At 64.7% G+C, this 26,381-nt stretch carries 26 protein-coding genes and 1 pseudogene; 15 read left to right on the forward strand and 12 right to left on the reverse strand.

What is annotated here, in order from left to right; translation table 11 throughout:
* The first annotated feature begins 111 nt into the window (after positions 1-111).
* Genes AC19YR_RS00530 through AC19YR_RS00545 form a run of 4 tightly spaced genes read left to right on the forward strand, consistent with a single transcriptional unit; the run spans position 112 to position 2,639 of the window.
* Positions 112-408, forward strand: a complete 297-nt coding sequence (locus tag AC19YR_RS00530; RefSeq protein WP_500596740.1) for a BufA1 family periplasmic bufferin-type metallophore — start codon at positions 112-114, stop codon at positions 406-408.
* A gap of 25 nt (positions 409-433) precedes the next feature.
* Entirely contained in the window at positions 434-1,321 is an 888-nt protein-coding gene (gene bufB, locus AC19YR_RS00535) for an MNIO family bufferin maturase (RefSeq protein WP_500596742.1), read from the forward strand.
* Complete coding sequence (locus tag AC19YR_RS00540) at positions 1,318-2,097, forward strand: HvfC/BufC family peptide modification chaperone (protein ID WP_500596743.1); 780 nt, start codon at positions 1,318-1,320, stop codon at positions 2,095-2,097. Before bufB ends, AC19YR_RS00540 begins: the two co-directional genes overlap by 4 nt.
* Entirely contained in the window at positions 2,094-2,639 is a 546-nt protein-coding gene (locus AC19YR_RS00545) for a DoxX family protein (RefSeq protein ID WP_095108083.1), read from the forward strand. Before AC19YR_RS00540 ends, AC19YR_RS00545 begins: the two co-directional genes overlap by 4 nt.
* On the opposite strand, the gene AC19YR_RS00550 is transcribed toward AC19YR_RS00545, so the two are convergent.
* The gene (locus tag AC19YR_RS00550; RefSeq protein ID WP_095108082.1) at positions 2,588-3,496 is read right to left on the reverse strand and encodes a LysR family transcriptional regulator; all 909 of its coding nucleotides are present in this window, start codon (positions 3,494-3,496) and stop codon (positions 2,588-2,590) included. The two genes, AC19YR_RS00545 and AC19YR_RS00550, sit on opposite strands and share 52 nt — an antisense overlap.
* 105 nt (positions 3,497-3,601) lie before the next feature.
* Between AC19YR_RS00550 and AC19YR_RS00555 the strand changes: the two genes are divergently transcribed.
* The 3 genes and pseudogenes from AC19YR_RS00555 to AC19YR_RS00565 all read left to right on the forward strand — a co-directional run bounded on the left by AC19YR_RS00555 (position 3,602) and on the right by AC19YR_RS00565 (position 6,386).
* A complete protein-coding gene (locus tag AC19YR_RS00555) occupies positions 3,602-4,204 on the forward strand; it encodes a short chain dehydrogenase (protein WP_500596745.1) in 603 nt (200 codons plus the stop codon).
* A 163-nt stretch (positions 4,205-4,367) separates the two neighbouring features.
* Positions 4,368-4,661, forward strand: a pseudogene (locus AC19YR_RS00560) (hypothetical protein); the annotation flags it as partial.
* 111 nt (positions 4,662-4,772) lie between these two features.
* Positions 4,773-6,386: an NAD(P)/FAD-dependent oxidoreductase gene (locus tag AC19YR_RS00565; RefSeq protein ID WP_095108079.1), complete on the forward strand. Its 1,614-nt coding sequence runs from the start codon at positions 4,773-4,775 to the stop codon at positions 6,384-6,386.
* Between the two features lie 110 nt (positions 6,387-6,496).
* On the opposite strand, the gene AC19YR_RS00570 is transcribed toward AC19YR_RS00565, so the two are convergent.
* Entirely contained in the window at positions 6,497-7,591 is a 1,095-nt protein-coding gene (locus AC19YR_RS00570) for a PLP-dependent cysteine synthase family protein (RefSeq protein WP_500596746.1), read from the reverse strand.
* Between the two features lie 265 nt (positions 7,592-7,856).
* Here AC19YR_RS00570 and nhaA point away from each other — a divergent pair, with 265 nt between their 5' ends.
* Positions 7,857-9,044 carry a Na+/H+ antiporter NhaA gene (gene nhaA, locus AC19YR_RS00575; protein WP_095108077.1) on the forward strand — a complete coding sequence of 396 codons (1,188 nt, stop codon included), beginning with the start codon at positions 7,857-7,859 and terminating at the stop codon, positions 9,042-9,044.
* Positions 9,045-9,110: 66 nt separating this feature from the next.
* Here the strand turns inward: nhaA and AC19YR_RS00580 are convergent, their stop codons facing one another.
* Entirely contained in the window at positions 9,111-9,575 is a 465-nt protein-coding gene (locus AC19YR_RS00580; RefSeq protein WP_095108076.1) for an outer membrane lipoprotein, read from the reverse strand.
* A gap of 170 nt (positions 9,576-9,745) precedes the next feature.
* Between AC19YR_RS00580 and AC19YR_RS00585 the strand changes: the two genes are divergently transcribed.
* Complete coding sequence (locus tag AC19YR_RS00585) at positions 9,746-9,982, forward strand: hypothetical protein (RefSeq protein ID WP_500596747.1); 237 nt, start codon at positions 9,746-9,748, stop codon at positions 9,980-9,982.
* 5 nt (positions 9,983-9,987) lie between these two features.
* On the opposite strand, the gene pdxH is transcribed toward AC19YR_RS00585, so the two are convergent.
* The 5 genes from pdxH to dinG all read right to left on the reverse strand — a co-directional run bounded on the left by pdxH (position 9,988) and on the right by dinG (position 17,523).
* Positions 9,988-10,635 carry a pyridoxamine 5'-phosphate oxidase gene (pdxH, locus tag AC19YR_RS00590; protein ID WP_500596748.1) on the reverse strand — a complete coding sequence of 216 codons (648 nt, stop codon included), beginning with the start codon at positions 10,633-10,635 and terminating at the stop codon, positions 9,988-9,990.
* A 24-nt stretch (positions 10,636-10,659) separates the two neighbouring features.
* Positions 10,660-11,640: an OmpA family protein gene (locus tag AC19YR_RS00595; RefSeq protein WP_095108188.1), complete on the reverse strand. Its 981-nt coding sequence runs from the start codon at positions 11,638-11,640 to the stop codon at positions 10,660-10,662.
* A 139-nt stretch (positions 11,641-11,779) separates the two neighbouring features.
* On the reverse strand, positions 11,780-12,925 hold the full coding sequence (locus tag AC19YR_RS00600) for a serine hydrolase domain-containing protein (RefSeq protein ID WP_095108073.1): 1,146 nt from the start codon (positions 12,923-12,925) through the stop codon (positions 11,780-11,782).
* A 166-nt stretch (positions 12,926-13,091) separates the two neighbouring features.
* Positions 13,092-15,290: a beta-galactosidase gene (locus AC19YR_RS00605; protein ID WP_500596749.1), complete on the reverse strand. Its 2,199-nt coding sequence runs from the start codon at positions 15,288-15,290 to the stop codon at positions 13,092-13,094.
* A gap of 88 nt (positions 15,291-15,378) precedes the next feature.
* Entirely contained in the window at positions 15,379-17,523 is a 2,145-nt protein-coding gene (dinG, locus tag AC19YR_RS00610) for an ATP-dependent DNA helicase DinG (RefSeq protein ID WP_095108072.1), read from the reverse strand.
* A 99-nt stretch (positions 17,524-17,622) separates the two neighbouring features.
* Between dinG and AC19YR_RS00615 the strand changes: the two genes are divergently transcribed.
* Positions 17,623-18,087: a DUF2269 family protein gene (locus AC19YR_RS00615; RefSeq protein ID WP_500596750.1), complete on the forward strand. Its 465-nt coding sequence runs from the start codon at positions 17,623-17,625 to the stop codon at positions 18,085-18,087.
* A gap of 4 nt (positions 18,088-18,091) precedes the next feature.
* Here AC19YR_RS00615 and AC19YR_RS00620 read toward each other — a convergent pair whose 3' ends face one another.
* The 4 genes from AC19YR_RS00620 to AC19YR_RS00635 form a co-directional block, all read right to left on the reverse strand.
* Positions 18,092-18,850, reverse strand: a complete 759-nt coding sequence (locus tag AC19YR_RS00620) for a collagen-like protein (protein ID WP_500596752.1) — start codon at positions 18,848-18,850, stop codon at positions 18,092-18,094.
* A complete protein-coding gene (locus AC19YR_RS00625; RefSeq protein WP_095108069.1) occupies positions 18,843-19,121 on the reverse strand; it encodes a DUF1145 domain-containing protein in 279 nt (92 codons plus the stop codon). Before AC19YR_RS00625 ends, AC19YR_RS00620 begins: the two co-directional genes overlap by 8 nt.
* A 150-nt stretch (positions 19,122-19,271) precedes the next feature.
* A complete protein-coding gene (locus AC19YR_RS00630; protein WP_500596753.1) occupies positions 19,272-19,997 on the reverse strand; it encodes a PA1041 family peptidoglycan-binding anchor lipoprotein in 726 nt (241 codons plus the stop codon).
* Between the two features lie 90 nt (positions 19,998-20,087).
* Positions 20,088-20,783 (reverse strand): PA1041 family peptidoglycan-binding anchor lipoprotein, encoded by a 696-nt coding sequence (locus AC19YR_RS00635; protein WP_500596754.1) that lies wholly within the window; start codon positions 20,781-20,783, stop codon positions 20,088-20,090.
* A 443-nt stretch (positions 20,784-21,226) separates the two neighbouring features.
* Here AC19YR_RS00635 and AC19YR_RS00640 point away from each other — a divergent pair, with 443 nt between their 5' ends.
* The 5 genes from AC19YR_RS00640 (at position 21,227) to AC19YR_RS00660 (ending at position 26,374) form a co-directional block, all read left to right on the forward strand.
* Positions 21,227-21,724, forward strand: a complete 498-nt coding sequence (locus AC19YR_RS00640) for a DUF6231 family protein (protein ID WP_500596756.1) — start codon at positions 21,227-21,229, stop codon at positions 21,722-21,724.
* 4 nt (positions 21,725-21,728) lie between these two features.
* Positions 21,729-22,205, forward strand: coding sequence for a YchJ family protein (locus AC19YR_RS00645; RefSeq protein ID WP_095108065.1), 477 nt, complete (start codon positions 21,729-21,731; stop codon positions 22,203-22,205).
* A gap of 94 nt (positions 22,206-22,299) precedes the next feature.
* Positions 22,300-22,497, forward strand: coding sequence for an SEC-C metal-binding domain-containing protein (locus AC19YR_RS00650; protein ID WP_500596758.1), 198 nt, complete (start codon positions 22,300-22,302; stop codon positions 22,495-22,497).
* A 227-nt stretch (positions 22,498-22,724) separates the two neighbouring features.
* Positions 22,725-25,157 carry a penicillin acylase family protein gene (locus AC19YR_RS00655; protein WP_500596759.1) on the forward strand — a complete coding sequence of 811 codons (2,433 nt, stop codon included), beginning with the start codon at positions 22,725-22,727 and terminating at the stop codon, positions 25,155-25,157.
* Positions 25,158-25,258: 101 nt separating this feature from the next.
* Complete coding sequence (locus AC19YR_RS00660) at positions 25,259-26,374, forward strand: succinylglutamate desuccinylase/aspartoacylase family protein (RefSeq protein ID WP_095108062.1); 1,116 nt, start codon at positions 25,259-25,261, stop codon at positions 26,372-26,374.
* The last annotated feature ends 7 nt before the right edge of the window (positions 26,375-26,381 follow it).

The raw sequence follows: 26,381 nt of genomic DNA on the forward strand, positions 1-26,381 counted from the left end.
GCGGGCCCACCCGCTCCCTTTTTTATTCTTGCGCTGTAACAATCCCCGCACCGCTTTTCTCTAGAGGCATGTGCAAGCAATCACGCTTGCCCGACCTTCTGGAGAAACACCATGACCTCTTCCCTCTCCGCCACCACCCTCGCCCTGGCCCTCGGCACGGCATTGAGCCTCGCCGCCCTACCCACCACCGCCCAAGCAGCCAATGACATGGAGAAATGCTTCGGTGTCGCCCTCAAAGGCCAGAACGACTGCGCCGCTGGCGCCGGAACCAGTTGCGCCGGCTCCTCGAAAACCGACTACCAGGCCGACGCCTGGAAACTGGTCCCCACCGGCACCTGCGTTAAAACCGCCAGCCCCACCTCGCCTACCGGGTTGGGCCAGACCGAAGCCTTCACCGCCAAGTCCTGATCCGTTCCCGGCCTGAGTGTTGAACATGTCTCTCTCATCGCAGCCCCTGCGCCATCGCACTCAGGCCCGCCACGGCGAGCTGCCCCTCAGTGTCGGGTTGGGGCTTAAAAGCGAACACTTTCGCGATGTCCTGGAGACCAAGCCAGACATCGGCTTCTTCGAGGTGCACGCCGAAAACTACATGGTGGCCGGCGGGCCCTTTCATCACTACCTGGGGTTGATCCGCGAACACTATCCGCTGTCGCTACATGGCGTTGGCCTATCGATCGGCACCCAGGGGGCGCTGGATGGAGAACATCTGGGGCGCCTGGCCGGATTGATCGAGCGCTATCAGCCCCAAGCCTTTTCCGAACACCTGGCCTGGTCCAGCCATGGCCCGGTGTTTCTCAACGACCTACTGCCCCTGGCCTACGACGTACCCACCCTGCACCGCGTCTGCGACCACATCGACCAGGTGCAGAACACCCTCAAGCGCCCCATGCTCCTGGAAAACCCGGCCACCTACCTGGAATTTCGCCAATCAAGCATGGATGAAGCGATGTTTATCCGCGAAGTGGTGCACCGCACAGGCTGTGGCTTGCTGTTGGACCTCAACAACGCCTACGTGTGCAGCGTCAACCACCAGCGCCACCCCTTGGCCTATATCGACGCACTGCCATTGTGGGCCGTGGGCGAGATTCACCTGGCCGGGTTCGCCGAAGACACCGACAGCCTGGGCGAACGCCTGCTGATCGATGACCACGGCGCCCCTGTCGACGCCGCCGTGTGGGAGCTGTACCGCGAAGTGCTCAAGCGCTGCGGCCCGGTGGCCACCCTGATCGAGCGGGACAACCGGGTACCACCGTTCGCCGTGCTCCACGCCGAGGCACGCCAGGCGCAAGCGCTGCTCAACGTCATGCAGGCTGGCCCATGAACACTCACACCCTATTTGCCGAAGCACTGCTGGACCCACAAAAAAACTGCCCCCCCGGCCTGTTCTGCCGCAACGGTGCCGATCCGGCGAGCCGCTTCGCGGTTTACCGCAACAATGTGCTGCGATCGTTGATCGGTGCGCTCACCGACCACTACCCGGTCGTCGCGCAACTGGTGGGCGATGAGTTTTTCAGCGCCATGGCCCGCCAGTTCATCCGCCAGCATCCACCACTCAACCCCCGGCTGATTGAATACGGCAATGAACTGGCGCACTTCATCGAAGGCTTCAGCCCCGCCTCCTGCGTGCCTTACCTCGCCGATATCGCGCGCCTGGAGCGGCTGCGGGTACAGGCCTATCACGCCGCCGATGCGGTGCCCCTGCTCCACGAACAGATAGGTGCCGCACTGAGCGATTGCCAAGCGCCAGACCTGTTGCACCTTCAACTGCATCCCTCGGTCAGCACCCTGAATTCCAGCTACGCAGTGGTTGCAATCTGGGCTGCGCATCAGCAGCCGCAGGGCCTGCTGCCAGGCCTAGATCTACTGGAAGGGCAAAACGCCCTGGTATTGCGCAACGGTCAACACGTTGAAGTCTTTGCCGTAGACCCAGGCTCAATCGCTTTCATCCGCGGCGCGCAAAGTGGCTGGCCGTTGGGCCGGGCCGCATCGTGCGGCCAAAACGTCGCACCCGAATTCGACTTGAGCCAATGCCTCGCCTTGCTCATTGGCCACAACGTCATCACTGAGCTGTACCACCACCCAAGGGTTTCACCATGAATACGCCCCCCAACACCTGCAATGCCCGGCCCTGCCTGCTGCAACGCGGCATCGCCTTGCTGGAAAAAATCCCCCATAGCCTGATCGCCTTGCTCGCGCGCTTTTCCATCGCCGCTGTGTTCTGGAAATCCGGGCAAACCAAGGTCGAAGGCCTGGTCGTCGATCTGGTCAGCGGGCAGTTCCAATTCGCCATGCCACGGTTGGCCGACGCCACCCTGTTCCTGTTTCGCCACGAGTACCGCTTACCGCTCCTTCCCCCAGAGTGGGCGGCTTACCTGGCCACCGTGGCCGAACATGTGTTCCCGGTGTTGATTCTGCTAGGCCTGGCCACGCGCTTCTCGGCGGCGGCACTGTTGGCCATGACCCTGACCATCCAGTTCTTCGTCTATCCCGATGCCTACGCCACCCACGGCACCTGGGCCGCGGTCCTGCTCTACCTGATGGCCCGGGGCCCCGGCGCCATTGCCCTCGACGCGCTCATCGCCCGGCGCTACAACCGGTCCAGTGCCTCGCCACTGCGCTTGAACCAGCCAATCAAGTAATCGGCCAGCACCTGGGTGCGCCGGGGCAGGCCGCCCTGATAGGGGTGCACCAGGTACATGGGCGTGCGGCGGGTCTGGTAGTCGCGCAGCAACCAGCACAAGCGCCCATCCGCCAGCTCGCTGTGCAGCATATAAGAAGGCAGGCGAGCGACTCCCGCCCCCACCAGGGCCGCTTTTTTCAGCAGGTTGTAGTGATTGCTGGCAAACGGCCCGCTGACCCGCACCCGCAGCAGTTCATGCTGCTGGTGGTACAACCACTCTTCGCGGCCGCTGTAGTGGCTATTGAGCAGGCAGCGGTGCTCGGCCAAGGCTGCCGGAGTCTGCGGCTCACCGAACTGCTCAAGGTAAGCAGGGCTGGCGCAGGTCATTTCCTCCCACGCCAGCAAGGGCCTGGCCACCAGTCGCTCGTCGTTGCCCACCTGGGAGCGGATCGCCAGGTCAAACCCTTCGCGGGACAGGTCGCGGTAGCTATTGTTGAGCTCCAACTCGATCTGCACCTGCGGGTACTGGCGGGAAAACTCCAGCAGCAATCCATCGAAAAACGTCTCGCCCAACGACACCGGCACCGTCAGCCGAATCGGCCCGGCCATATCGTCCTTCAACCGTGCCAGGGCCTGGCGTGCCCGCTCCAGTTGCACCACCAGGGCCTGCGCCTGGGGCAGCAACGCCGCGCCCGCCGCCGTCAGGCTCAGGCGCCGGGTGGTGCGCTGCACCAGCACCACCGCGAAACGCGCCTCCAGCAGGCTGATGCGCTTGGACAACTGGCCCTTGCTGCACCCCAGGCGCTGCGCCGCCAGGGTGAAACTACCGGCCTCGATCAGGGTGGCGAATGCCGCCAAGTCATCCATTTCGCTCATGGACTGTTTCCAATAAAAAACCAAAGGTTGCCTATTAGCGCGCTTTTCCCGATTAAAAACCACTCTAGACTCAGGCCTCATTCACTCCAATGAGGAAACATCCCGATGAAAATCCTATTGATTGGCGCCAATGGCACTGTCGGTTCGGCGGTCGACAAAGAGCTCGCGCAACGCCATGAAGTCATCCGCATTGGCCGCAGCAGCGGCGATTTCCAAGTGGATATCAGCGACAGCGCCTCGATCCGTGCCCTCTTTGAAAAAACCGGCAAGTTCGATGCCCTGGTATGCGCCGCCGGCAACGTGACCTTCGCACCGCTGGCCGAAATGAGCAGCCAAAGCTTCGCCCTGGGCCTGCAAGACAAACTGATGGGCCAGGTCAACCTGCTGCTGATCGGCCGCGAATTCGCCAATGACGGCGCCTCGTTCACGTTCACCAGCGGCATCCTCAGCCAGGATCCGATCCGCAGCGGCGCCTCGGCGGCCTTGGTCAACGGCGCCCTGGACAGCTTCGTGCGCGCAGCGGCCATCGAATTGCCCCGGGGCCTGCGCGTCAACTCGGTGAGCCCCAATGTGTTGGTCGAAGCCATGGGCAGCTATGCCCCGTACTTCCGAGGCTACAAACCCGTTCCCGCTGCCGATGTAGCACTGGCCTACGCAAAAAGCGTCGAAGGCCTACAAACTGGCCAGACCTTTCATGTTGGCTACTAGTCCTTGTGATGAAGGATCAGCCTGAGTAACGTGGCGGCACTTGTCTGGAGACTCCCCGATGCGCGCCGCCCGTTCCTTGCTGTTTGTTGCCCTGCTCCCGCTATTTTCCGGTTGTTCGTGGCTGATAAGCCAACCCGACCCCAGCGCCAACGCCGGCCAGACCCTGCACGCCAATGGCCACGCTCCACAGTGGAGCGTCACGGTCAACGGCAAGGGCCTGCTGCTGGAACGGGCCGGGCAGGCGCCCCTGGCGCTGCCTTACCTGGAAGAACAGGCCGGTGAAGGGCGGTTCAGCCTGACCAGCGACGCCAATGGCCAGCACATCGAGCTATGGGTCGCGCCGCAACGCTGTGTCGACGCAGGGGATTCAACCGTGCGGCCCTTGAGCGCCGAGCTGCGGATCAACGGCCAGGTGCAGCGCGGTTGCGGGTATTTTGACGGAGCGCGAAGCGGCTGATTTGGCGGGTTGCGGTTTTAACCTCCCGGCAACGGGGCGTTAGCGCCTATAATCGCCGGTTTGTGAAACGCCTTTGGCGCGTTTGTGCGCCCTCGCGAACCGGATACTGTCATGTTACGAATCACCGAACTCAAGCTGCCGATCGACCATCCCGATGAAGACCTGCGCCCTGCCATCGTGCAGCGCCTGGGCATTGCCAGTGACGACCTCCTCGACTTCACCCTGTTCAAGCGCAGCTACGATGCGCGCAAGAAGTCGTCCGAGCTGTGCTTTATCTACACCGTCGATCTGCAAGTGCGCGATGAAGAACCGCTGCTGCGCAAGTTCGCCGATGACCGTAACGTCAACGTGGCGCCGGACATCAGCTACAAAGTGGTCGGCCAGGCCCCGGCAGGCCTGAGTGAGCGCCCGATTGTGGTGGGCTTCGGCCCCTGCGGGATTTTCGCCGGCCTGCTGCTGGCGCAAATGGGCTTCAAGCCGATCATCCTCGAACGCGGCACCGAAGTGCGCCAGCGCACCAAGGACACCTGGGGCCTGTGGCGCAAGAACGTGCTCAACCCCGAATCCAACGTGCAGTTTGGCGAGGGCGGCGCGGGGACGTTCTCCGATGGCAAGCTCTACAGCCAGATCAAGGACCCCAAGCACCACGGCCGTAAAGTCCTGCACGAGTTCGTCAAGGCCGGCGCGCCGGACGAAATCCTTTACGTCAGCAAGCCCCACATCGGCACCTTCCGCCTCACCGGCGTGGTGGAAAACATGCGCCAACAGATCATCGCCCTGGGCGGTGAAGTGCGCTTCCAGCAGCGCGTCACCGATGTGCTGATCGAAGACGGCCAGTTGACCGGCGTCGAGTTGGCCAGCGGCGAACAACTGCACTCGCGGCACGTGATCCTGGCCCTGGGCCACAGCGCCCGCGACACCTTCCGCATGCTCCACGGCCGTGGCGTGTACATGGAAGCCAAGCCGTTTTCCGTGGGCTTTCGCATCGAGCACCCGCAATCGCTGATCGACGCCGCGCGCCTGGGCAAATACGCCGGCCATCCGAAACTGGGCGCCGCCGACTACAAACTGGTGCACCACGCCAAGAACGGCCGCTCGGTCTACAGCTTCTGCATGTGCCCCGGTGGCACCGTGGTCGCCGCCACCTCCGAGCCGAACCGGGTGGTGACCAACGGCATGAGCCAATACTCGCGTAACGAGCGCAACGCCAACTCCGGCATAGTGGTCGGTATCACTCCGGAGGTGGATTTCCCCGGCGGCCCGCTGGCGGGCATCGAGTTGCAGGAACGCCTCGAATCCCACGCCTTTGTGCTCGGCGGCAGCAACTACGAAGCCCCGGCACAATTGGTGGGCGACTTTATCGTCGGCAAACCGTCCACGGCCCTGGGCAGCGTCGAGCCGTCCTATAAGCCGGGGGTTGCCCTGGGTGACCTGGCGCAGGCCCTGCCGGCGTTCGCCATCGAAGCCATCCGCGAAGCCTTGCCGGCCTTTGAGAAGCAGATCAAGGGCTACTCGCTGTACGACGCGGTGTTGACCGGCATCGAGACCCGCACTTCATCGCCGTTGCGCATCACCCGCGACGCGTCGATGCAGAGCCTGAACGTCAAGGGCCTGTTCCCGGCCGGCGAAGGCGCGGGGTACGCGGGCGGGATTCTGTCGGCGGGCGTGGACGGCATCCGCATCGCCGAAGCCGTGGCGCGGGACATGCTGGGGCTGGAGGCCTAAAGCCCCCAGCCAATGCAAGCCCTTGTGGGAGCGAGCCTGCTCGCGATAGCGGCGTGCCAGTCACTCGAGGCGCTGAGGCCTCATCGCGGGCACGCTCGCTCCCACAGTGTTTAGAGATTGGCGCGCAGCACGCTCTCGGGCAGCGGCGCGCCTTGCTCGACGCTGGCCGCCACGGCAGCGATCAACCCGCTCAACTCATAGCCCTGGGCCTTGAGCCATTGTGGGTCGTAGTAGCTGGTGGCATAGCGCTCACCGCCATCGCACAGAATCGCCACGATCGAACCCTGCTCCCCCGCCGCCGCCATCTGCTGCGCGGCCATCAACGCGCCCACCAGGTTAGTGCCGCTGGACCCTCCGACCCGTCGGCCCAGGCGCTCGGCCAGGTAATGCATGGCCGCCAGGGACAACGCATCCGGCACCTTGACCATGGCGTCGATGACCTTGGGCAGAAAAGACGCCTCGACCCGTGGCCGGCCGATCCCCTCGATCCGCGAACCGCAATCGAGGCGCAGGCTGGCGTCGCCGCTTTGGTAATAGTCGAAAAAAACCGAGCGTTCAGCGTCGGCGCATAACACCCGGGTGCAGTGCTGGCGATAGCGCACATAACGCCCCAGGGTGGCCGTGGTGCCGCCCGTGCCGGGGCTGGAAATCAGCCAACTGGGCAGCGGATAACGCTCGAAACGCATCTGCTGGAAGATCGACTCGGCAATGTTGTTGTTCGCCCGCCAGTCCGTCGCCCGCTCGGCGTAGGTGAACTGATCGATGAAATGACCATCGTGTTCCCGGGCCAAGCGCTCGGATTCGGCGTAAATCTGCGTAGGGTCCTGGACCAAATGACTGTGGCCGCCATAGAAGGCAATCTGCGCGATTTTTTCCTGGGACGTGCTGGCGGGCATCACCGCAATAAACGGCAAGCCCAGCAAACGGGCGAAATAAGCCTCGGAAATCGCCGTCGAACCGCTGGACGCCTCGATCACCGGCGCGCCGGGTTTGAGCCAGCCATTGCACAGCGCATACAGGAACAGGGAGCGGGCCAGGCGATGTTTGAGGCTGCCGGTGGGGTGGCTGGATTCGTCCTTGAAATACAGGTCGATTCCCGTGAACCCGGGGAGCGGCAACGGAATCAGGTGAGTGTCGGCGCTACGCTGGAAGTCGGCCTCGATAATGCGAATGGCTTCACGGGCCCACTGCCGGGGGTCGTTCATGGTGTTTTCTCGGTGAACTCAAGCGCTTTACGGGGGCGCCAGAAGGTGACTGACAGCACTTGGCTGATGAGGACTACACAGATTAGGAATATTCCTACATTAAGCACAGGTACAGCTGCATCTCAATTCGCCCCGCAACTGCTAGGCTCCCTGCGGCACAACTGCCCCGTCCGCATATAACAAAAAAGAATATAACTTTTGTTTTAACAACCATCGGTACGGGTTAGGGTGTGCCACCTTTTGAATTCCAGAATGGAGAGCGACCTTGCCTCTGCGTAGCACTTTCACGCGTTTCTTTCAGTTGGAAGCTGCCAGCGGTCTGTTATTGATCGCCGCTGCAGCCCTGGCTCTGATTATCAACAACTCACCGCTGTCGTGGCTGTACAACGGCCTGCTGGAGACCCCCGTGGTCGCCCAGGTCGGCGCCTTGCAAATCGCCAAGCCCCTGCTGCTATGGATCAACGATGGCCTGATGGCCCTGTTCTTCCTGCTCATTGGCCTGGAGGTCAAACGCGAGCTGCTGGAAGGCCACCTGTCCAAACCCTCGCAAGTGGTGCTGCCCGGCGCAGCCGCCATTGGCGGCATGGTGGTACCGGCGCTGATCTACTGGTTCCTCAACAAGGACAACCCGGCGGCGCTAGGCGGCTGGGCGATCCCCATGGCCACCGACATCGCCTTCGCCCTGGGCGTGCTGGCGCTGCTGGGCAAGCGAGTGCCGGTGTCCCTCAAGCTGTTCCTGATGACCCTGGCGATCATCGACGACCTGGGCGCCATTATCGTCATCGCGATTTTCTACTCCCACGAACTCTCCACCCTGTCGCTGATGCTGGCCGCGGCCTGCCTGGTGGCGTTGATTGCAATGAACCGCCTCGGGGTGGTCAAGCTCGGGCCGTACATGATCGTCGGCCTGATCCTGTGGGTCTGCGTACTCAAGAGCGGCGTACACGCGACGCTGGCCGGCGTGACCCTGGCCTTCTGCATCCCGCTGCGCACGAAAAACGCCGAGCCCTCGCCATTGCTGGGCCTGGAGCATGCGCTGCATCCGTGGGTCGCCTTCGGCATCCTGCCGCTGTTCGCCTTCGCCAACGCCGGCGTGTCCTTGGCGGGCGTGAACCTGGAGAGCTTCACCCACCACGTGCCCATGGGCATCGCCGCGGGCTTGCTGCTGGGCAAGACGGTCGGGGTGTTCGGCCTGACCTGGCTGAGCGTGAAGATCGGCATCGCCGCCCTGCCCACCGGCGCCAACTGGGGCCAGGTGTTCGGCGTGGCGATCCTGTGCGGGATCGGCTTCACCATGAGCCTGTTCGTCGGTTCCCTGGCCTTTATCCCCGGGGCCAGTGAATACGCGGGCATGGACCGCATGGGCATCCTCACCGGCTCCATCCTCGCCGCCCTGCTGGGCTACGCGGTAACCGCCATGGCCAGCGGCAAAAACAGCGCCGTTATCAAGTAACGCCAACCTGAAAGCACAAAACCCCGATCAGTCGCCTGATCGGGGTTTTGTTTTTGCGGCCCGTGGTCAGTGGGAAACGCGGCTGGTGCCACCCACGGTGGAGATACGCACCCGCTCGCCAACGCGGAAAATCTCGTTCTCCTGAACCTGCTGCACGTAGGCGCGGATGCTGCCGTCGTCTTCGCGAACGGTGATTTCCACGCCCTGGGTGCGGGTCAGGCCTTCTTCCGTGGCCGAGCCCAGCAGGCCACCGGCCACGGCACCGATCACGGCGGCCACAATGCTGCCGCGACCGCCACCGATGGCGCTACCGCCAACGCCGCCGATCACTGCACCTGCCGCACCGCCGATAGGGGTCTTGGTGCCTTCGATCTTGACCGGGCGCAGGGATTCAATGGTGCCCAGGCGGATCGACTGCACGCGGCGTGCTTCATCGCGCGAATAGGAGTCGCCGGTCAGGCTCGACTGGCAACCGGTGAGCAGCATCGCCAGGGTGGAAAAGGTAGCAACCAGCAGAACAGACTTGCGCATAGCATCAACTCCAAAAAGGACAGGTATTCATTAAACTGCGCAGCTTGACGCCTGTCACGGCGCCGTGGGGATTAACATGTTTTCATTCAGGCGCCGTACAGGCGCAACCGATCTTTCATCAAACAGTAGCGCCAACTCCTACAAACTGCGCCGCACACCCAAGGATTTCCATGGATTACTTCATCATCGTCGCCACCACCCTGGCCGGGCTGTACTTTCACTGGTGGCTCTATGTGCGGATCAAGCGCTGGGTGGATCGCGACCTGGCCCTGTCCATGGCTGGCAACGACCCCCGTAAAAAAGCCTTCATGCTTGAACAACTGGCCAACGCCCACGCCCAGAAGATCAAGCGCCGCGACCTACCGAAGTGGCTAGAGGCCAGCGCGGCGCAGTACCGCGAGCAGTAGACTGCTCAGGGCGCCAGTCGTTCGCGCAGCCAGCCGCCGCCCTGCGCGCGGTAGTTGAGGCGATCATGCAAGCGGCTCGCCCGGCCCTGCCAAAACTCGATGCGCTCGGGCAGCAGGCGATAGCCGCCCCAATGCTGCGGGCAATCGGGCTGGCTGTCGCTGAAACGCGCCTCGGTGGCCTTGAGCAAGCCTTCGAGTTCCTGGCGATCGGCAATCACCCGGCTCTGGGGTGAAGCCCAGGCACCGAGGCGGCTGCCCAGCGGCCGCACTTGGTAATAGGCATCGGACTCCTGCACCGTGACCTTGACCACCCGCCCTTCGATTCGTACCTGGCGCTCCAGGGTCGGCCAGAAAAACGTCATGGCCGCAAACGGCCGCGCCACCAGTTGCCGGCCCTTGGCACTTTCATAGTTGGTGAAGAAGGTGAAGCCCTGCTCGTCCAGGCCCTTGAGCAACAGGATGCGGCAATGGGGGCGGCCCTCCTCGTCGACCGTGGCCAGGGTCATGGCATTGGCCTCCACCGGCGGCTGTTCGGTTTTTACCGCCTCGGCGAACCATTGGTGAAACAGTGCGAACGGCTCACCGGGCGCCTGGGCTTCGGTGAGGCCATCGCGGATGTAGTCGCGGCGCATATCGGCCAGGGCTTGAGTCATGGCGCTTTCCTTGTTCGAGCAGCGTTATTTTTTGACGGTATCGGCCGCCGCGACTTTTTTCGCGGTACTGGCAGCCTTGGCCGGAACAGGTTTTTTCGCCGGCGTTGGGGTCTTGGCCGGTTGCTTCTTGGCCGGGGCCTTGACCGCCGCTTTTTTGGTGGCGGCCGGTTTTTTCGCCGGCACGGCTTTCTTGGCTGCCACGGCCGGGGCCACGGCGGGCTTGGCGGCGGGCTTGACGTCCTGCACGGCCACCAGGCGCACAGGGGCCGGCGCCGGCATGTTGTACTTGCTCAGCAGGGCCAGCATGGTGGCTTGCGGCGTGAGGAGGATTTCCACACGGCGGTTCAGGGCGCGCCCTTCGACACTGTCATTGGCCGCGCGCGGGGCGTCCGAGCCCATACCGCGCAGGCTCAGGCGATCACGCTGCAAGCCGCTGAGGCGGAAGATAGAGGCCACCGACTGGGCGCGCTCCTGGCTCAACTTCAGGTTCGCCGGTGCAGCCCCCGAGGTGTCGGCGTGGCCGAGCACCAGCACGGCGGTCTTGGGGTCCACTTCGAGGATCTTCGCCACCCGGGTGAACGGCCCGAGGGTCACGGGCAGCAGCATGGCCGGGCGATCCGGGTTGAACGAGCCGTCCACCGGCGCCGTCACCACCAGCACGTTTTCCCGGCGCTCCAGCTCCAGGTTGCTGTCCTTGATGGCCGTGCGCAGGCGCGGTTCGTAGTCATCGAGCCAGGCCTGGGTGATTTTTGGGTCGGGCATGGGCACGGCCTTGGTCGCGGCTTTATCCTTGCCGCCAAACGGCCACCACCAGTTACCGCCGGTTTCGGCCTTGGCTACCACTGGCGCAGGTTTGGCAGGCACAGGGGCCGGGCGCTGCTCGGCGACTTTTTCGGAAGAACCGAACTGCCACCAGTGGCCGCCATCGGAATCGGATTGAGGCGTCTGTGCGCAACCGGTGATCGCTAGGCAAAGCCCCAGCGCGACGAATTTATGAGATGACATTGAAAATCCAAAAAATGAGATGAAAAAAATCGGCAGCGGGCCGAACTGCGGCTGTTGTTGTAGCAAGCGGGCGCCCACACCACGCACAAACAGCCCGTTGGAAAACACAAATAGCACAGGGTTCCTGCCGTGTTTGCCCTTACAGACAGCCGGCCAGTACCCGTACCAGTTTCTGCGCCCGTGGGTCCATCAGCACATAGGGCCCCAGGGTGTTGGTGACGAAGCCAAAGGCCACGTCATGCTGCGGGTCGGCGAACCCCACCGAGCCGCCCGCGCCCGGGTGGCCGAAGGCCCGTGGGCCGAGGCCGAAGGTGGCGTTGGGCACATCCGGTTGGTCGAGCATGCAGCCCAGGCCGAACCGGGTGCGGGTCAGCAGGGTCTTGTCTTCGCCCAAGCTGTGTTCGCGGGTCAGTTCTTCGAGCATGTCGGCTTCCAGCAGGCTGCCGTCGAGCAGGCCGCTGTAGAACCCCGCCAAGCTGCGGGCGTTGCCGTGGCCGTTGGCGGCCGGTTGCTGCATGCGCCGCCATTCGGGTTTGTTGGTGCTGGTGAGGATCGACGGCGGGTTGGTGAACGCCCGGGTGGTCATGGCCGTGGGTTCGCGCATCGTCACGTGCAGCAGGCGCTGGGCCGCGGCGTCGCCAACGTTGCCTTTGCCCCGGGCGATATGGGCGACGCGGTGGAACTCTTCATCGGCCAGGCCAACGTGGAAATCCAGCCCCAAGGGCCGCGCCACCCGCGCCACGATGGATTCGCCGGGGCCACGGCCGTCGGCGCGGCGCAGCAATTCGCCCACCAGCCAGCCGTAGGTGATGGCGGCATAACCATGGCCTTCGCCGGGGGTCCACCATGGTGCTTCTGCCGCCAGGGCCGTGACCATGGTGTTCCAGTCATACAGCGCCTCGGGCGGCAGCAGCTCGCGTAACGCCGGCAGGCCCGCGCGGTGGCTGAGCAGGTGGCGCAGGGTCACGCCTTCCTTGCCCGCCGCCGCGAATTCGGGCCAGTAGCGGGCCACCGGGGCATCGAGCTGCAACTTGCCTTCGGCCACCAGTTGCAGGGCGGTGACGGCGGTGAAGGTCTTGGTGCAGGAGAACAGGTTGGCAATAGTGTCGCTGTGCCAGGCCACGCTGGCGTCCTTGTCGGCGGTGCCGGCCCAGAGGTCGACCACGGTTTCCCCGCCGACCTGGATGCACAGCGCCGCGCCACGTTCCTGGGGATCGTCGAACAGCGCCGCGAAGGCTTCGCGCACGGCTTCGAATTTAAGCTCGTAATGACCCTGAATCTGCACCCGGTGCTCCCCCGTTTTTTCGCGTTACAAAGTGGCCCGCATTGTTCCAGCCTTGGAGGGTTTTGGGAACGGTAGCGAGCGAGCTTGGCCGCGTTCGGCTGCGCAATGGTGCCGGGGATGAATCATAACGGGGCGCTTCGCATCCCAGCCCGGGCAAGCGCGCTTGCTACGGTAGGGTTTCGATTGCTTGCAGGTTGCTTTTACGCACGCTCTGCACAAAGCCCTGGAACGGCACGTCGGTGATGCCCACCAGGCCGAAGTGGCCGTTTTCGCCGTCCAGCAGGCGCCCGGTAACGGGTTGGTCCAGGTACTGGAACCAGTGCACGCCGACAATCGACGGCTCGGCCAGGGCCTGCTGGAGAAAGTGCGCGTAGGCCGGGCCGCGGTCTTCTTCGCGAGCCAGTTCGGTGATGCCGCCCCAGAACGGCCCGCGGTCCCGTGAGCCGAAGTTGAACTCGCTAATCAGCACCGGTTTGTCCAGCGCCCGCAGGGCAACAAAATCATGGCCGTCCTGGGGTTTGAGGGTATAGAGGTTGAGGCTCAACACGTCGCAGTACCGGGCGCAGGCCTGTAAGGCCTGGGGCGTGTTGACGGCAAACCGGCCGCCCAGCAGCAGGTGATTGGGCGCGTGCCATTGCAGCGAATCGGCGATGGTCTTGAAGTAGGTGTCGGCGAATACCTGCTGAAAATGCTGGTAGTCGGCTTCGATCTGCGGGTGTTCGGCGCTGGGCAGCGGCGCCGCGAAGCCCGGGTCTTCCAGCAGTTCCCACGCGCTCAATTCGATACCCCAGGCCTGGGACAACCCGGCGTGGTTGCGGTACTTGTCGCGCAATTGCTTGAGGAAGGCGCGCTTGGCCGGGGCGTCGGTGGTCAGGCGCAAAGTGCCCAAGGCCAAGGCATAGCGCGCCTGGGGCGTGTCGCCGGGGCCGGCCCAGGCCAGTTCGTTGTCAGCGAAGTAGCCAATCAGCCAAGCGTCCTGGCGGTGATCGCGGGCAGCAATCGCCACCGCGCGCTCGGTGGCCATGGCAAAGCGAGGGTCGAAGGGGTCGGGCATGGCGCCCCACCAGTCGCTGCCGGTGCTGACGCTGGCGTAATCGCCGACGATGGACAGCGCCAGGGTGTAGGGCACGCGGTCGCTGTTGCCCAGCACGGGCGCGCTCCAGTTGCCCACCGTGTTGAAGCCCCAGGCCTGCAAGCGGTCGAGGGTATGACGGGCCCAGCGTTGCTCGTCGAAGGCCATCGGCGGGCACGATGCGGCCTCATCGAGGCAGGGTTGGCCGTAGGTGCGTTGCAGGTTGGCGCCATAAAAGTCGAACCAGCGCCCGTGGTTGAACCCTCGGCCCTGATCCGCGCCGTTGCCGCCACGGTTATCGCCTGCACCGTGGTAGGCCGCCAGGGGCGTGCCGGCTTCGGGCAAGGCGCTGAACATCGCCTCGCGGCCGGCGACGTAGGTGCGCCCGGCATCCGCCGCCACGGCGTTGACCCCCAGGGAATAGAAGGCGTGCCCCAACGGCGTCACCAGGTACCAGCGCTCGCCGCGCTTTTGCGTGCGAAAGAAGCCGCTGGCACTGAAGGCCGGCACGGCGGTCGAACCGCCATACAGGTCCAGGGTGGCCTGCTGGCGCTGGGCGAGCCAGGTGTCGAGTTGCTGCTGCTCGCGGGCGGCGTGGGTCTTGAGCTGTTCGTCGCTGGCGATTTTTTCCGGCCAGCGTGCGCGGGTGGATTGGCCATGGGCGTCCACTACCGCGCCGTAGGCCGCCTCGACCACCGCGCCCATGTCCTGGGTGCCGAAGCGTTCCAGCAGCAGGCTCTGCGCCGCCCGGGGCTGGTCCATCGACAGCGCCACCGAAACCACCTGGCTGCGGTCGATGGCCCCGGCGCTGCTGGCCAGCAGGATGCGCTGGCCCTGCACGGTCATCGGCATCGGCGGCCCGGCCGTCATGCCCCGAGCCAGGGGCGATGTGGCCTGCAAGGGCACCAGCAGGGTCTGCGCCGGGCCGGCCGGCAGGTCGATGCGGCTGACCAAGGTGCGGCCGTCGTTGCTTTGCACGGTGATGTGCAGGGTCACCGCCCAGTTCATGCCGTTTTGCAGGCGCAGGCTCATGGCCTCGGCGCTGGACCAGTCCCACGCGCCGGTTTGTGGGGCCAGGCGCAAGGTTGGCCGGGGGCTGGGGTTGAAGATCACCCGGCGCAGTACCTCGCCTTCAGCCGTTTGCTCGGCGTTCGATTGCGGCAGGCGGGTGTCCTCGGTCAGCACCCGTACCACTTCGGCGGGGCGCACGAAGTTGAACAGGGTCTGGGGGGCGGCCCACAGGGGCGCGGCGAACATCAGGGCAAATACGGCGGGCAACGAACGGCGAATCATGGGTACGGGTTTCTCCCTAACGACCAGGGTTTGGCCAGCGTGCGAAGGTGGATATCAGACGGGCGTGGGCGCAAAGGCCCACGCCACTTCAGGAAATTTCCCGGCGAAACGGCGGCAGCGCATTGAGGATGGCTTTGCCGTAGCGCTGGGTGACCAGGCGCCGGTCCAGCAGGGTGATGGTGCCGCGGTCCTGTTCGGTGCGCAGCAGGCGCCCGCAGGCCTGGACCAGTTTGAGCGAGGCGTCGGGCACGGAAATTTCCATGAACGGGTTGCCGCCCCGGGCCTCGATCCATTCGGCCAGCGCCGCTTCCACCGGGTCGTCCGGCACGGAAAACGGGATCTTGGCGATCACCACGTGCTCGCAGTAGGCGCCCGGCAAGTCCACGCCCTCGGCGAAACTGGCCAGGCCGAAGAGCACACTGGAATCACCGCCATCGACCCGCGCCTTGTGCTTGTTCAGGGTTTCCTGCTTGGACAGGTTGCCCTGGATAAACACCTGCTTGCGCCAGTCGCGCTCCAGACCATCGAACACGTCCTGCATCTGTTTGCGCGAGGAAAACAGCACCAGGGTGCCACGCGAGCCTTCCACCAACGCAGGCAGGTCGCGGATGATCGCCGCCGTGTGGGCGGCCGCGTCGCGGGGGTCGGCGCGCAGGTCGGGCACCCGCAGCACGCCGGCGTCGGCGTGGTGGAAGGGGCTGGGGACTACGGCGGTGACGGCTTTTTTCGGTAGGCCGGCACGCATGCGAAAACGCTCGAAGGTGCCCAGAGCGGTCAGGGTGGCTGAGGTTACCAGGGCGCCGTAGGCCACGTTCCACAGGTTGCGGCGCAGCATCTCGGCGGCCAGGATGGGGCTGGCGTTGACCTCGATGTCGAACAGCGAACCGCTTTCGGCCAGGGTCAGCCAGCGCGCCATGGGCGGGTTGTCGTCCGGGTCTTCGACGGTGAACGCGGTCCACAGCTCCCAGTTGCCTTGCGAGCGCGACAGCAGGCTGCCGAACAGCGGGTACCACTCCTCGGCCTGGTTGCTGGCGATGCCGATGTTGACCTCGCCGTCCATGCCTTCCTTGAGCAGGTCGGTGAGGCGGGTGAACAGGTCGGTGAGGCGCGAGAACCCCTTCTTCAACTCGATGCCCATTTCGCGCATGTGCTCGGGGATCACCCCGCCGACAAAACGGTGGCGCGGGCGCTCGCGGCCCTCGACGTCTTCACCGGGTTTGAAGTCGGCCACCTGCTCGCACGCGGTGAACATGAACTGCTGCTGGGTCTTGATCTCGCGCGCCAGCTCCGGCACCTGCTCGATCAACTTGCCTAAATCGCCGGGCAGCGGGTGTTGGGCGAGCAATTTGGTGAGGTTCTTGGCGGTGGTTTCCAGCCAGTCGGCGGTGGAGCGCAGGCGCGTGTAGTGGGCGAAGTGGCCGATGGCCTTGTCGGGCAGGTGGTGGCCTTCGTCGAACACGTAGAGGGTGTCGCGCGGGTCCGGCAGCACGGCGCCGCCGCCCAGGGCCAGGTCGGCCAGGACCATGTCGTGGTTGGTGACGATCACGTCAACCTTGCCCATGCCTTCGCGGGCCTTATAAAAGGCGCACTGGCCGAAGTTGGGGCAGTGGCGGTTGGTGCATTGGCTGTGGTCGGTGGTCAGGCGCGCCCAGTCGGCGTCTTCCAGGGCGGTGGACCAACTGTCGCGGTCGCCGTCCCATTTATTGCCGGCAAGTTTTTCGATCATGCTGGTAAACAGCTTCTGGCTGGCCTCATCGACCTCGATCCTGAAGCCTTCTTCTTCAAACAGCTGGGCCGTGGCGGTTTGCGCGTGGCCTTCTTGCAGCAGCATGTCGAGCTTGGACAGGCACATGTAGCGCCCGCGCCCCTTGGCCAGGGCGAAGGTGAAATTCAGGCCACTGTTGCGCATCAGGTCGGGCAGGTCTTTGTAGACGATCTGCTCTTGCAGGGCCACGGTGGCGGTGGCGATCACCAGGCGCTTGCCCGCGGCCTTGGCGGTGGGGATGGCGGCCAGGCTGTAGGCCACGGTCTTGCCCGTACCGGTGCCAGCCTCCACCGCCACCACCGCCGGGTCGCCACTGCGCCGGCCTTCGTCGTCGGTATCGATATCGCCCAGGACCTTGGCCACTTCGGCGATCATCAGGCGCTGGCCGTAACGCGGCTTGAGGCTCTTGGCTTCGAGAAAACGCGAGTAGGCGCCCTGGATCGTGGTTTTGAGTTCGGTGCTAATCATGGTTGTCTGGGCGCGCAAAACGCTGGATAAATTTTCAGTGGTTCGGATCGGCCGCTATCATACCCCGCTAATTAATCCCGCGCAGAACGGAGTACCCCCATGACAGTCTTTGCCCTTCTTTACACCCTCCATGTGCTGGCCGCGCTGGTGTGGGTCGGCGGTATGTTTTTCGCCTGGATGGTCTTGCGCCCCGCCGCCGTTAAGGCGCTGCAAGGCCCAGCGCGCCTGACGCTGTGGGCCGATGTGTTCCCCCGGTTTTTCGTGTGGGTGTGGGTGGCGGTGGTGCTGTTGCCGATCAGCGGCACGGGGCTGATGCACTTGCGCTTCAACGGTTTCGAGACCGCGCCGCGCTATGTGCAGGTGATGATGGGCCTGTACGTGGTGATGACGGCGCTGTTTATCCGCATCCAGGCCCTGCAACTGCCGTTGTTGCGCCAAGCGGTGCAGGCCGAGGACTGGGCGGCGGGCGCCGCCACCCTGGGTTCGATCCGCCGCTTAGTGGGAATCAACCTGCTGGTCGGGTTGAGCCTGGTGGCCATCGCGGCGGCACGCCCGGGGTTGTGAGGCGTTACAGGCGTTGCAGGGTCACTGAGCCTGCATCGCCGGCCGGGCCGGGTTGGCCTTGGGCGCCGGGGCGGCCGCTTTTACCGCCGTCGGCGCGGTAGACGATGCAGCCCTTGGACTGGCCACCGGCCCCCGGCTTACCCGCCGTGCCGGGCAAACCGCCGGCGCCGCCGTCCACCAACACCTTGATTTGCGCCTGCGGATAAGCGTGGGGCAGCGCTAGGCGTACCTGGGCGCCCGCTGCGCCGGGGTGGCCATCGCCGCCGTTGTCGCCATCGGCCCCGCGCCCGGCCTGGCCCCAGGTGCAACCCGGGGCCTTGCCGTTGGCGCCGTCCAGACCCGCATAGCCCGGCGCGCCGGCGCCGCCACGGGCGTCCACCGACAATTGTTCGGCTTTGAGCGAATCAATGCGCAGCTCCAGGTTGCGCCCCGGTTTGGCCGCTTTAAGGTAGTTGCCCGGCGCGCCCCGCGAAGTGATCTGGCTGCCAGTGCCCAATTGCGCATGGGCCACCCGCAGTTGCAGGCCCTGCTCGGCGGGCACGATAGCGATGCGTGCTTCGTGGCCCAGGTGCAACTGGCCCACCTCGACCTGGGTCACGTTGGCCGGGATCAGCAGGGTGGCGTAGTCCGCCACGTCCAGGCGTTCCAATTGCAGGGTGCTGGTGGTATTGGGCAGGCGCAGTAGGGAGTTGGGTTGCACCGTCACCGACTGGGCGAAGGCCAACGGGCTGCAAAGGGCGGCAAGCAAACACAGGTTACGCATGGTGGGCCTCGGTCACGGCCGGGGCCGGAAGGGTTTGGATATGGAAAATGCCCACCAGCAAGATCTGCAAGCGGTCACGCCAAGGGTGGCGGCGGCCTTTGAGGCTGCCATTGAACAGCACGAGTTCCAACACATGGGTCAGCAGCAACAGGCTGCCCGCTAGGCTGACCAGTACGTCGAACGGGTTAATCAGCGGTTGATGCAGGTTGAACAGCACCACCAGCCAGAACACTAAGGTCAAGCATTTACCCAGCCCCCAGAACACTTTCATGCGCCCCCCTTGTTGATTTGAGCGGTTTTATTGGCGCGCACAGTATCGGCGTCTGATGCAAATTTGCCAGCACTTAATGCAAATAATTCTCGAATAGAGCATTGGGCCACCGGCCCATCCCGGCCCGGCGGCCCTGCCTTTATAGAGCAGTCAACGGCCTATCTGCAATTCCACGCGGCGGTTTTGCGCACGCCCTTCTTCAGTGCTGTTGTCGGCCACTGGCTGGCTCTCGCCCAGGCCTTGGCTGGTGAGTTTCTCTGGCGCCAGGCCATTACTGAGGAGGAACGCGGCGACGCTGCTGGCGCGGCGCTCCGAGAGTTTTTGGTTATAGGCGTCGCTGCCCTGGCTGTCGGTGTGGCCAACCACCTTGATGCTCACCACGTCGGCGTTGTTGAGCTTGCTCATCAATGCCGTCAGGGTGCCGCGGGCGGCGGAGGTCAACTCGGCGGAATCGAAGGCAAACAGCACATCGCCCTGGTCGCTGAGGGTGATGACTTCACTCTGCGGTGCCACCGGTTCGGCCGGTTTGACGCTGGCCGGGTACTGCGGGACCGGGCAACCGCGGTTGTCCACTTCGGTATTTTGCGGGGTGTCGGGGCAACTGTCGCGGCGGTCGAACACACCGTCGCTGTCTTCATCGCCATCCTGGGCATAGCAAATCAGGCCACCGGCCAAGACGCCCAACGCCGCGCCGCCGCCCGCCCAGGCGCTGCTTTCTATCGCGCCCAAGCCGCCGCCCACCAGGCCACCGAGCAGGCTGCAAATCGGCCAGGTGCGTTGATTGAGGGGGGCTGTGCCATCGCTGTGGGTTGCGCAACCTGTCAGTAGGCTGCTCAGCAGAAGAACCGGTAACGCGACTCGTGAGAAAACTCTCATTTTGAATGCTCCTGTGTTACCGGCCCATACCGGTCACACAGGAGTAAAGACCCGCATCCGCGACTACACAAGCCGCGGTTTGATTGGCTTCTAGCGGTTGATTTGGATTTCCACGCGGCGGTTCGAGGCACGGCCGTCGGCGGTTTTGTTATCCGCCACCGGGTGGCTCTCACCGGCACCGACCACCGAGACAAAGTTGCTGCGCGGCACACCCGCGCCGATCAGGTACTCGGTTACCGAATGGGCGCGTTTTTCCGAGAGTTTCTGGTTATAGGCGTCGCTGCCCACGCTGTCGGTGTGGCCGCTGACCCGCAATTGGGCGCTCGGCGCTTCTTGCTTGAGGCGCGTGGCGATGGTGTCGAGCTTGGTTTTGTCGGCGCTGGTGAGGCGCGCCGAGTCGAACTCGAACAGCACATCGCGGATCACGATGGTTTCTTCCTTGACCACCACCACTTCCTCGACCACCACCGCGACCGGTTCTGGCGGGCAACCATTGGCATCGACCTGCACCCCTTTAGGCGTGCCCGGGCACTTGTCGCGGCTGTCCGGCACGCCGTCGCCGTCCTCGTCGCCATCGCCATGAACCCAGCAATAGGCCGCCGCCAAGCCGCCCACCACCAGCGCGCCACCGCCGGCCCAGGACGTGCTTTCCGTCGCCCCCAGGCCCGCGCCCACCACACCACCAACGGCGGCGCAGGTTGGCCAGTCGGTTTTCTGCAAACCTGCGCAACCAGTCAACACACTGGTTAGCAGAACCAAGGGAAGTGCTGTGCGAATGATGCTCATCGAGTGCTCTCCTGAGGGATCGGCTTAAAACCGATTCAGGCAGTAAAGACTGCCCTTTTAATATCCGCCAGCAATAGGCCATCAACGACCTCACCCCGTGTTCATGGGGGTGTGCCGGTTAGAGACCAGCGCTGTGGATGACGCCCCTTGTAGGAGCGCTTGTTCGCGATGGCGGCATACCGCCGCCAGACGTGCATCGCCTGCCCCTGCCTCATCGCGGGCAAGGCCCGCTCCTACAGTTGAACGGTGGTGCGGGCGAGATTTTCATTTTTCCTCTGTGGGAGCGAGCCTGCTCGCGATGGCGGCACGCAGTGGCGGTGGCGAATGGCAGGGGTAAGACAGTTGCTCCCACAGGCGTATAGCCCGGGCCGCTATTTGCCCCCTACCCCTAGGCCCTGGCCCTGCGCCGCGCTAGTCTTGCCCGCTCTGACCGAGGAACTTCAATGACCGCAGGTATTTCTTCGCGCACGCCCCAGCAGGCCCTGGCGGCCTTGCTCGCCCGCTACGCCCCGCAGCGCCTGTTGTTGGTCGGCGCTGGCGACTTCCCGGCCCTGGCCGCGTTCCGCCAGGCCCACCCCGGCTGCACCATCGCCCAAGCTCAACCCGGGCCATTGCCCGCCGACCTGGCCGGCCAACGCTTTGACCTGGCCCTGGTGCTCGACTGCCTCGAACACCTGCCCAAGCGCGATGGCCTGAACCTGCTGGGTGGCATCCGCAACCTCAACGCCAGCCGCATCGCCGTGCTGGCGGACCTTTCGGCCTGCGGCTGGCAAGAGACGGACTTTTTCTCCCTGGCCCTGCAAGCCAGCGAGCGTTTCGAGCGCGAGGCACAGGTGCTGACCCTGTTTACCTACGATCTGCTTGACTACAAGCAAGTGCCCGACTGGCTCAACGCGCGATTCTGGGCAAACCCGGAAAACTTCGGCAAGTATTGGTGGTAATACGATGAGTACTTCGATTTGCCCTTGCGGCAGCGGCACCCTGCTCGACGCCTGCTGCGGCCACTATCACGCGGGCCAACCCGCGCCCTGCGCCGAGGCCCTGATGCGCTCGCGCTACAGCGCCTACGTGCTGGGCCTGGTGGATTACCTGGTGGCCACCACCCTGCCTGCCCAGCAAGCAGGCCTGGACCGCCAGGCCATGGCCGACTGGAGCGCGGGCAGCACCTGGCTGGGCCTGGAGGTGGAAAGCCGCGAAGTATTCGGCGGCCAACCGGAACACGCCTTCGTCACCTTCACCGCCCGCTGGCACGACGACAGCGGCGAACACAGCCACCGCGAACGTTCCTCTTTCGTACAAAACAATGGGCGCTGGTACTTCATCGACCCCACCGTAGTGCTCAAGGCCGGGCGCAACGACGCCTGCCCCTGTGCCAGCGGGCAGAAATTCAAGAAGTGCTGCGCCAGCTATTTCACACCCTGAAACCGCGGCGGCGGATTATTCCTCATGCCCAGCGTGCACGCGCCGTACATTGGCGCGATAATCGCCGCCGATTTTTCCTGCGGAGTAACCCCCCATGACCCAAACCCCTCACGTCCACGGCCCTGATTGCAATCACGACCACGAGCATCAACACGAGCATGGCCACGTCCACGGCCCGAACTGCGGCCACGCCCACCAGGAGCCGGTGCGCAACGCCCTCAAAGACGTCGGCCGCAACGACCCTTGCCCCTGCGGAAACGGCAAGAAATTCAAAAAATGCCACGGCGCGTGAGGCCTTAAACACCTCTCCCCTGTGGGAACGAGCCGGCTCGTGAGAGCGGCTCTCTGTTGACGCAGCGGGGCCGAGCCCGCCGCCATCGCGAGCCGGCTCGCTGCCACCGGGCGCATGCTGGGCCTGATTCTCCCGCCACGAAATAACCTGCGCCCCTGCTTGCGCAGGCTCCTGCCGCTCACTAACGTAGCGCCTTTATTCGCACCACCCCGCGTAGGAGTTCCGCCATGGCCTCGCCAGCCTTTACTCAATTCATTCCCCGGTTCGGCGTTGCCGCAGCAGTGGCCGGTGCGCTGGGCCTGACCGGATGTCAGTCCTGGAACGCCCAGGACAGCCTCCCGCCCACCTCGGGCGTGCAAGCGGTCAAAGGGCTGGCACAGAACGTTTCGGTACGCCGCACGCCCGTGGGCATGCCGCTGATCGAGAGCAACAGCTTCCACGATGCGCTGTTCACCCTTGGCTACGTGCACGCCAGCGATCGCCTTACGCAAATGCTCACCATGCGCCTGCTGGCCCAGGGCCGCTTGGCGGAAATGGCCGGCAGCGAGGCGCTCGACGGCGATCGCCTGATGCGCGCGGTCAACCTCAAGAAGAGCGCCGAGGAGCTGTACAACGCCTCGTCGCCACGCCTCAAGCGCTTCTTCGAGGTCTACGCGCGCGGCGTCAACGCCTACCTGTTCCGCTACCGCGACAAACTGCCGCCGGACCTCGCCGCCAGCGGCTACAAGCCCGACTACTGGAAACCCCAGGACTCGGCACTGATCTTTTCCCTGCTCAATTTCAGCCAATCGGCGAACTTGCCCGAAGAACTCGCCACCCTGGTGCTGGCGCAAAGGGTCGGCGCAGACAAACTGGCCTGGCTCACGCCGTCCTACCCGGATGAGATGCTGCCGTTCGCCGAAGCGGAAAAACTCAAGGGCCTCAACCTCGCCACCCAGGTGCCGGGCCTGGCCGCGTTGCAGCAGACCAGCGCCCGCCTCGCGGCGATGAACCTGCTCAATGTCGCCGCCGCCAGCAACTGGGCCATCGGCGCGCAGCGCTCGCGCAGTGGCAAGAGCCTGTTGGCCAGCGACAGCGTTCAGCCCCTGGCCGTACCGTCGCTCTGGACCCCGGTGCAGATCCGCGCGCCCAAATACCAGGCCGCCGGCATGACCGTGGCCGGGTTGCCGCTGATCGTCAGCGGCTTCAACGGCAAAGTGGCGTGGAGCATGAGCGCGGTGATGGGCGACAACCAGGACCTGTTCCTGGAAAAAATCCGCCGCCAGGGCAGCAACCTTACCTACGAAGCCAACGGCAAATGGCTGAACGCGGCGGTGCGCAACGAAACCTATTTCGTCAAAGGCCAGCGGCCGATTCGCGAGCCCCTCTACGAAACCCGCCACGGCGCCCTTCTCAATAGCGTCGGCGGCTACGGCTTGGCCCTGCAAGCCCCGAGCCTCAAGGACGACAAGAGCCTGGACGCGTTCTTCGACCTGTCCCGCGCGCCCAATGTCGAGAAAGCCTCGGACGCCAGCCGGGAAATCCGCGCCATCGCCCTGAACATGGTGTTTGCCGATGCCAGCAACATCGGCTGGCAGGTCACCGGGCGCTTCCCCAACCGCCGCGACGGCCAGGGCCTCGTGCCCTCGCCAGGCTGGGAGGGGCGCTACGACTGGGACGGTTACGCCGACCCGATGCTGCACCCCTACGACCAAGACCCGGCCCAGGGCTGGCTCGGCGCGGCCAACCAACGGGTCATCCCCCAGGGTTACGGCATGCAGTTGTCCAACTCCTGGAGTGCACCGGAACGGGGCGAGCGCCTCGCCGCCCTGGCGGGCACGGGCAAGCATGACAGCCGCAGCCTGATCGCCATGCAGTACGACCAGACCACGCCCTTCGCCGCCAAGCTGAAAAAAGTCTTCGAGGCGCCGGGCATGGCCCAGCCGCTCAAGCACGCCATCGATGCCCTGCCCGAAGCCCAGCGCGCCAAGGCGCGGGAGGCATTGAGCCGCTTGCTGGCGTTCGACGGCCGGCTCAGCCCGGTGTCGGCCGACGCGGCGATCTACGAACTATTTCTGCAAGAAAGTGCACGGCAGATCTTCCTCGACGAACTGGGCCCCGAATCCAGCCCGGCGTGGCAGGCGTTTGTCGCCAGCGCCAGCCTGTCTTACCCAGCCCAGGCCGACCACTTGCTGGGCCGCGAAGACAGCCCCTTCTGGGACGACACCCGTACCCCCAGCACGGAAGACAAACCGGCGATCCTCGCCCGCAGCCTGGCGGCGGCCATCGACGCCGGCACGCAACGCATGGGCGCCGACCGCAAGGCCTGGCAGTGGGGCAAGCTGCACGCTTATGAGTGGAAAAACGCCAACGGCCAAACCGTGCGTGGCCCGCACGCGGCGGGGGGCGACCACAATACGCTGAACGCTGCGGCCTACGCCTGGGGCCAGGACTTCAACACTACGCGGGCGTCGGCGGTGCGTTTTATCGTCGATTTCGGCCAACCGGAACCCTTGATGGTGCAGAACGCGGGCGGCCAATCCGGCAACCCGACCAGCCCGAATGCCCTTAATGGCCTCGACCCGTGGTTCAAGGGCCAGTACCAGAGCCTGCCGCTGCAACCGCAGAATTTTGAGCGTGCCTACGGCAAGGCGCGCTTGACGTTGGTGCCAGGCAAGTAAGGGAAAAGGCAACAACCTGTGGGAGCCTGCTCCCATAGGGCGTACACCCACTCGACCCCTGGGCATCTACCGCCAGGCCGATTCATGAGGACTTTGAGCATATGCGCCACCAGATCCAGCACCTGCTTGCCCCACTGCCCGGCACTGCGCGGCAGATCGACAGCTTCCACTTCGGGCCCGAGGGGGGCGGCAAAATCTATATTCAAGCGTCCCTACACGCCGATGAACTGCCCGGCATGCTGCTGGCCTGGCACCTCAAGCAGCGCCTGGGCGAACTGGAAAAGCAGGACCGCCTGCGCAGCGAAATCGTCCTGGTGCCGGTGGCCAACCCCATCGGCCTGGCGCAAGTGCTGATGGACGTGCCGTTGGGCCGTTACGAGCTCGAGAGCGGGCACAACTTCAATCGCTACTTCGCCGACCTGGGCGAAGAGGTCGGCAACCGGGTCGAGGAGCGCCTCAACGATGACCCACGGCACAACCTGCGGCTGATCCGCGACACCCTGCGCGAGGCCCTGGCCCAGCAGATCGCCAGTACCCAACTGCAATCCCAGCGCCTGACCCTGCAACTATTGGCCTGCGACGCCGACATCGTGTTAGACCTGCATTGCGACTACGAAGCCGTGGCCCACCTCTACACCACACCCGAAGCCTGGGCGCAGATCGAACCGCTGGCCCGCTACATCGGCGCCGAGGCCAGCCTGCTGGCGAGCGACTCGGGCGGGCAATCGTTCGACGAGTGCTTCAGTTTGGTGTGGTTGCAGTTGCAGGAACGCTTTGGCGAGCGCTTCGCCATTCCCCTGGGCGCCATCGCGGTGACCGTTGAATTGCGCGGCCAGGGCGACGTCAACCACGGCCTCGCCAGCCTCGACTGTTTGGCGGTGATCGACTACCTGACCCACCAGGGTGCCATCAGCGGCGAACCTGCGCCGTTGCCGGAGCTACCCTACCCGGCTACGCCCCTGGCCGCCGTGGAACCGGTGCAAACCCCGGTGGGTGGCCTGCTGGTGTTCATTGCCCTGCCCGGCGAATACCTGGAGGCTGGGCAACTGGTGGCAGAAATCATCGACCCCATCGGCGACAGCGTCACGCCTATCCACTGCGCCAACGCCGGGTTGCTCTATGCCCGCACGGTACGGCGCATGGCGACGGCGGGCATGGTCATCGCCCACATCGCCGGCACCAACGCGTACCGCAGCGGTTACCTGCTGGCACCTTGAGGGATGC

The organism is Pseudomonas sp. MF08817, assembly GCF_059862705.1.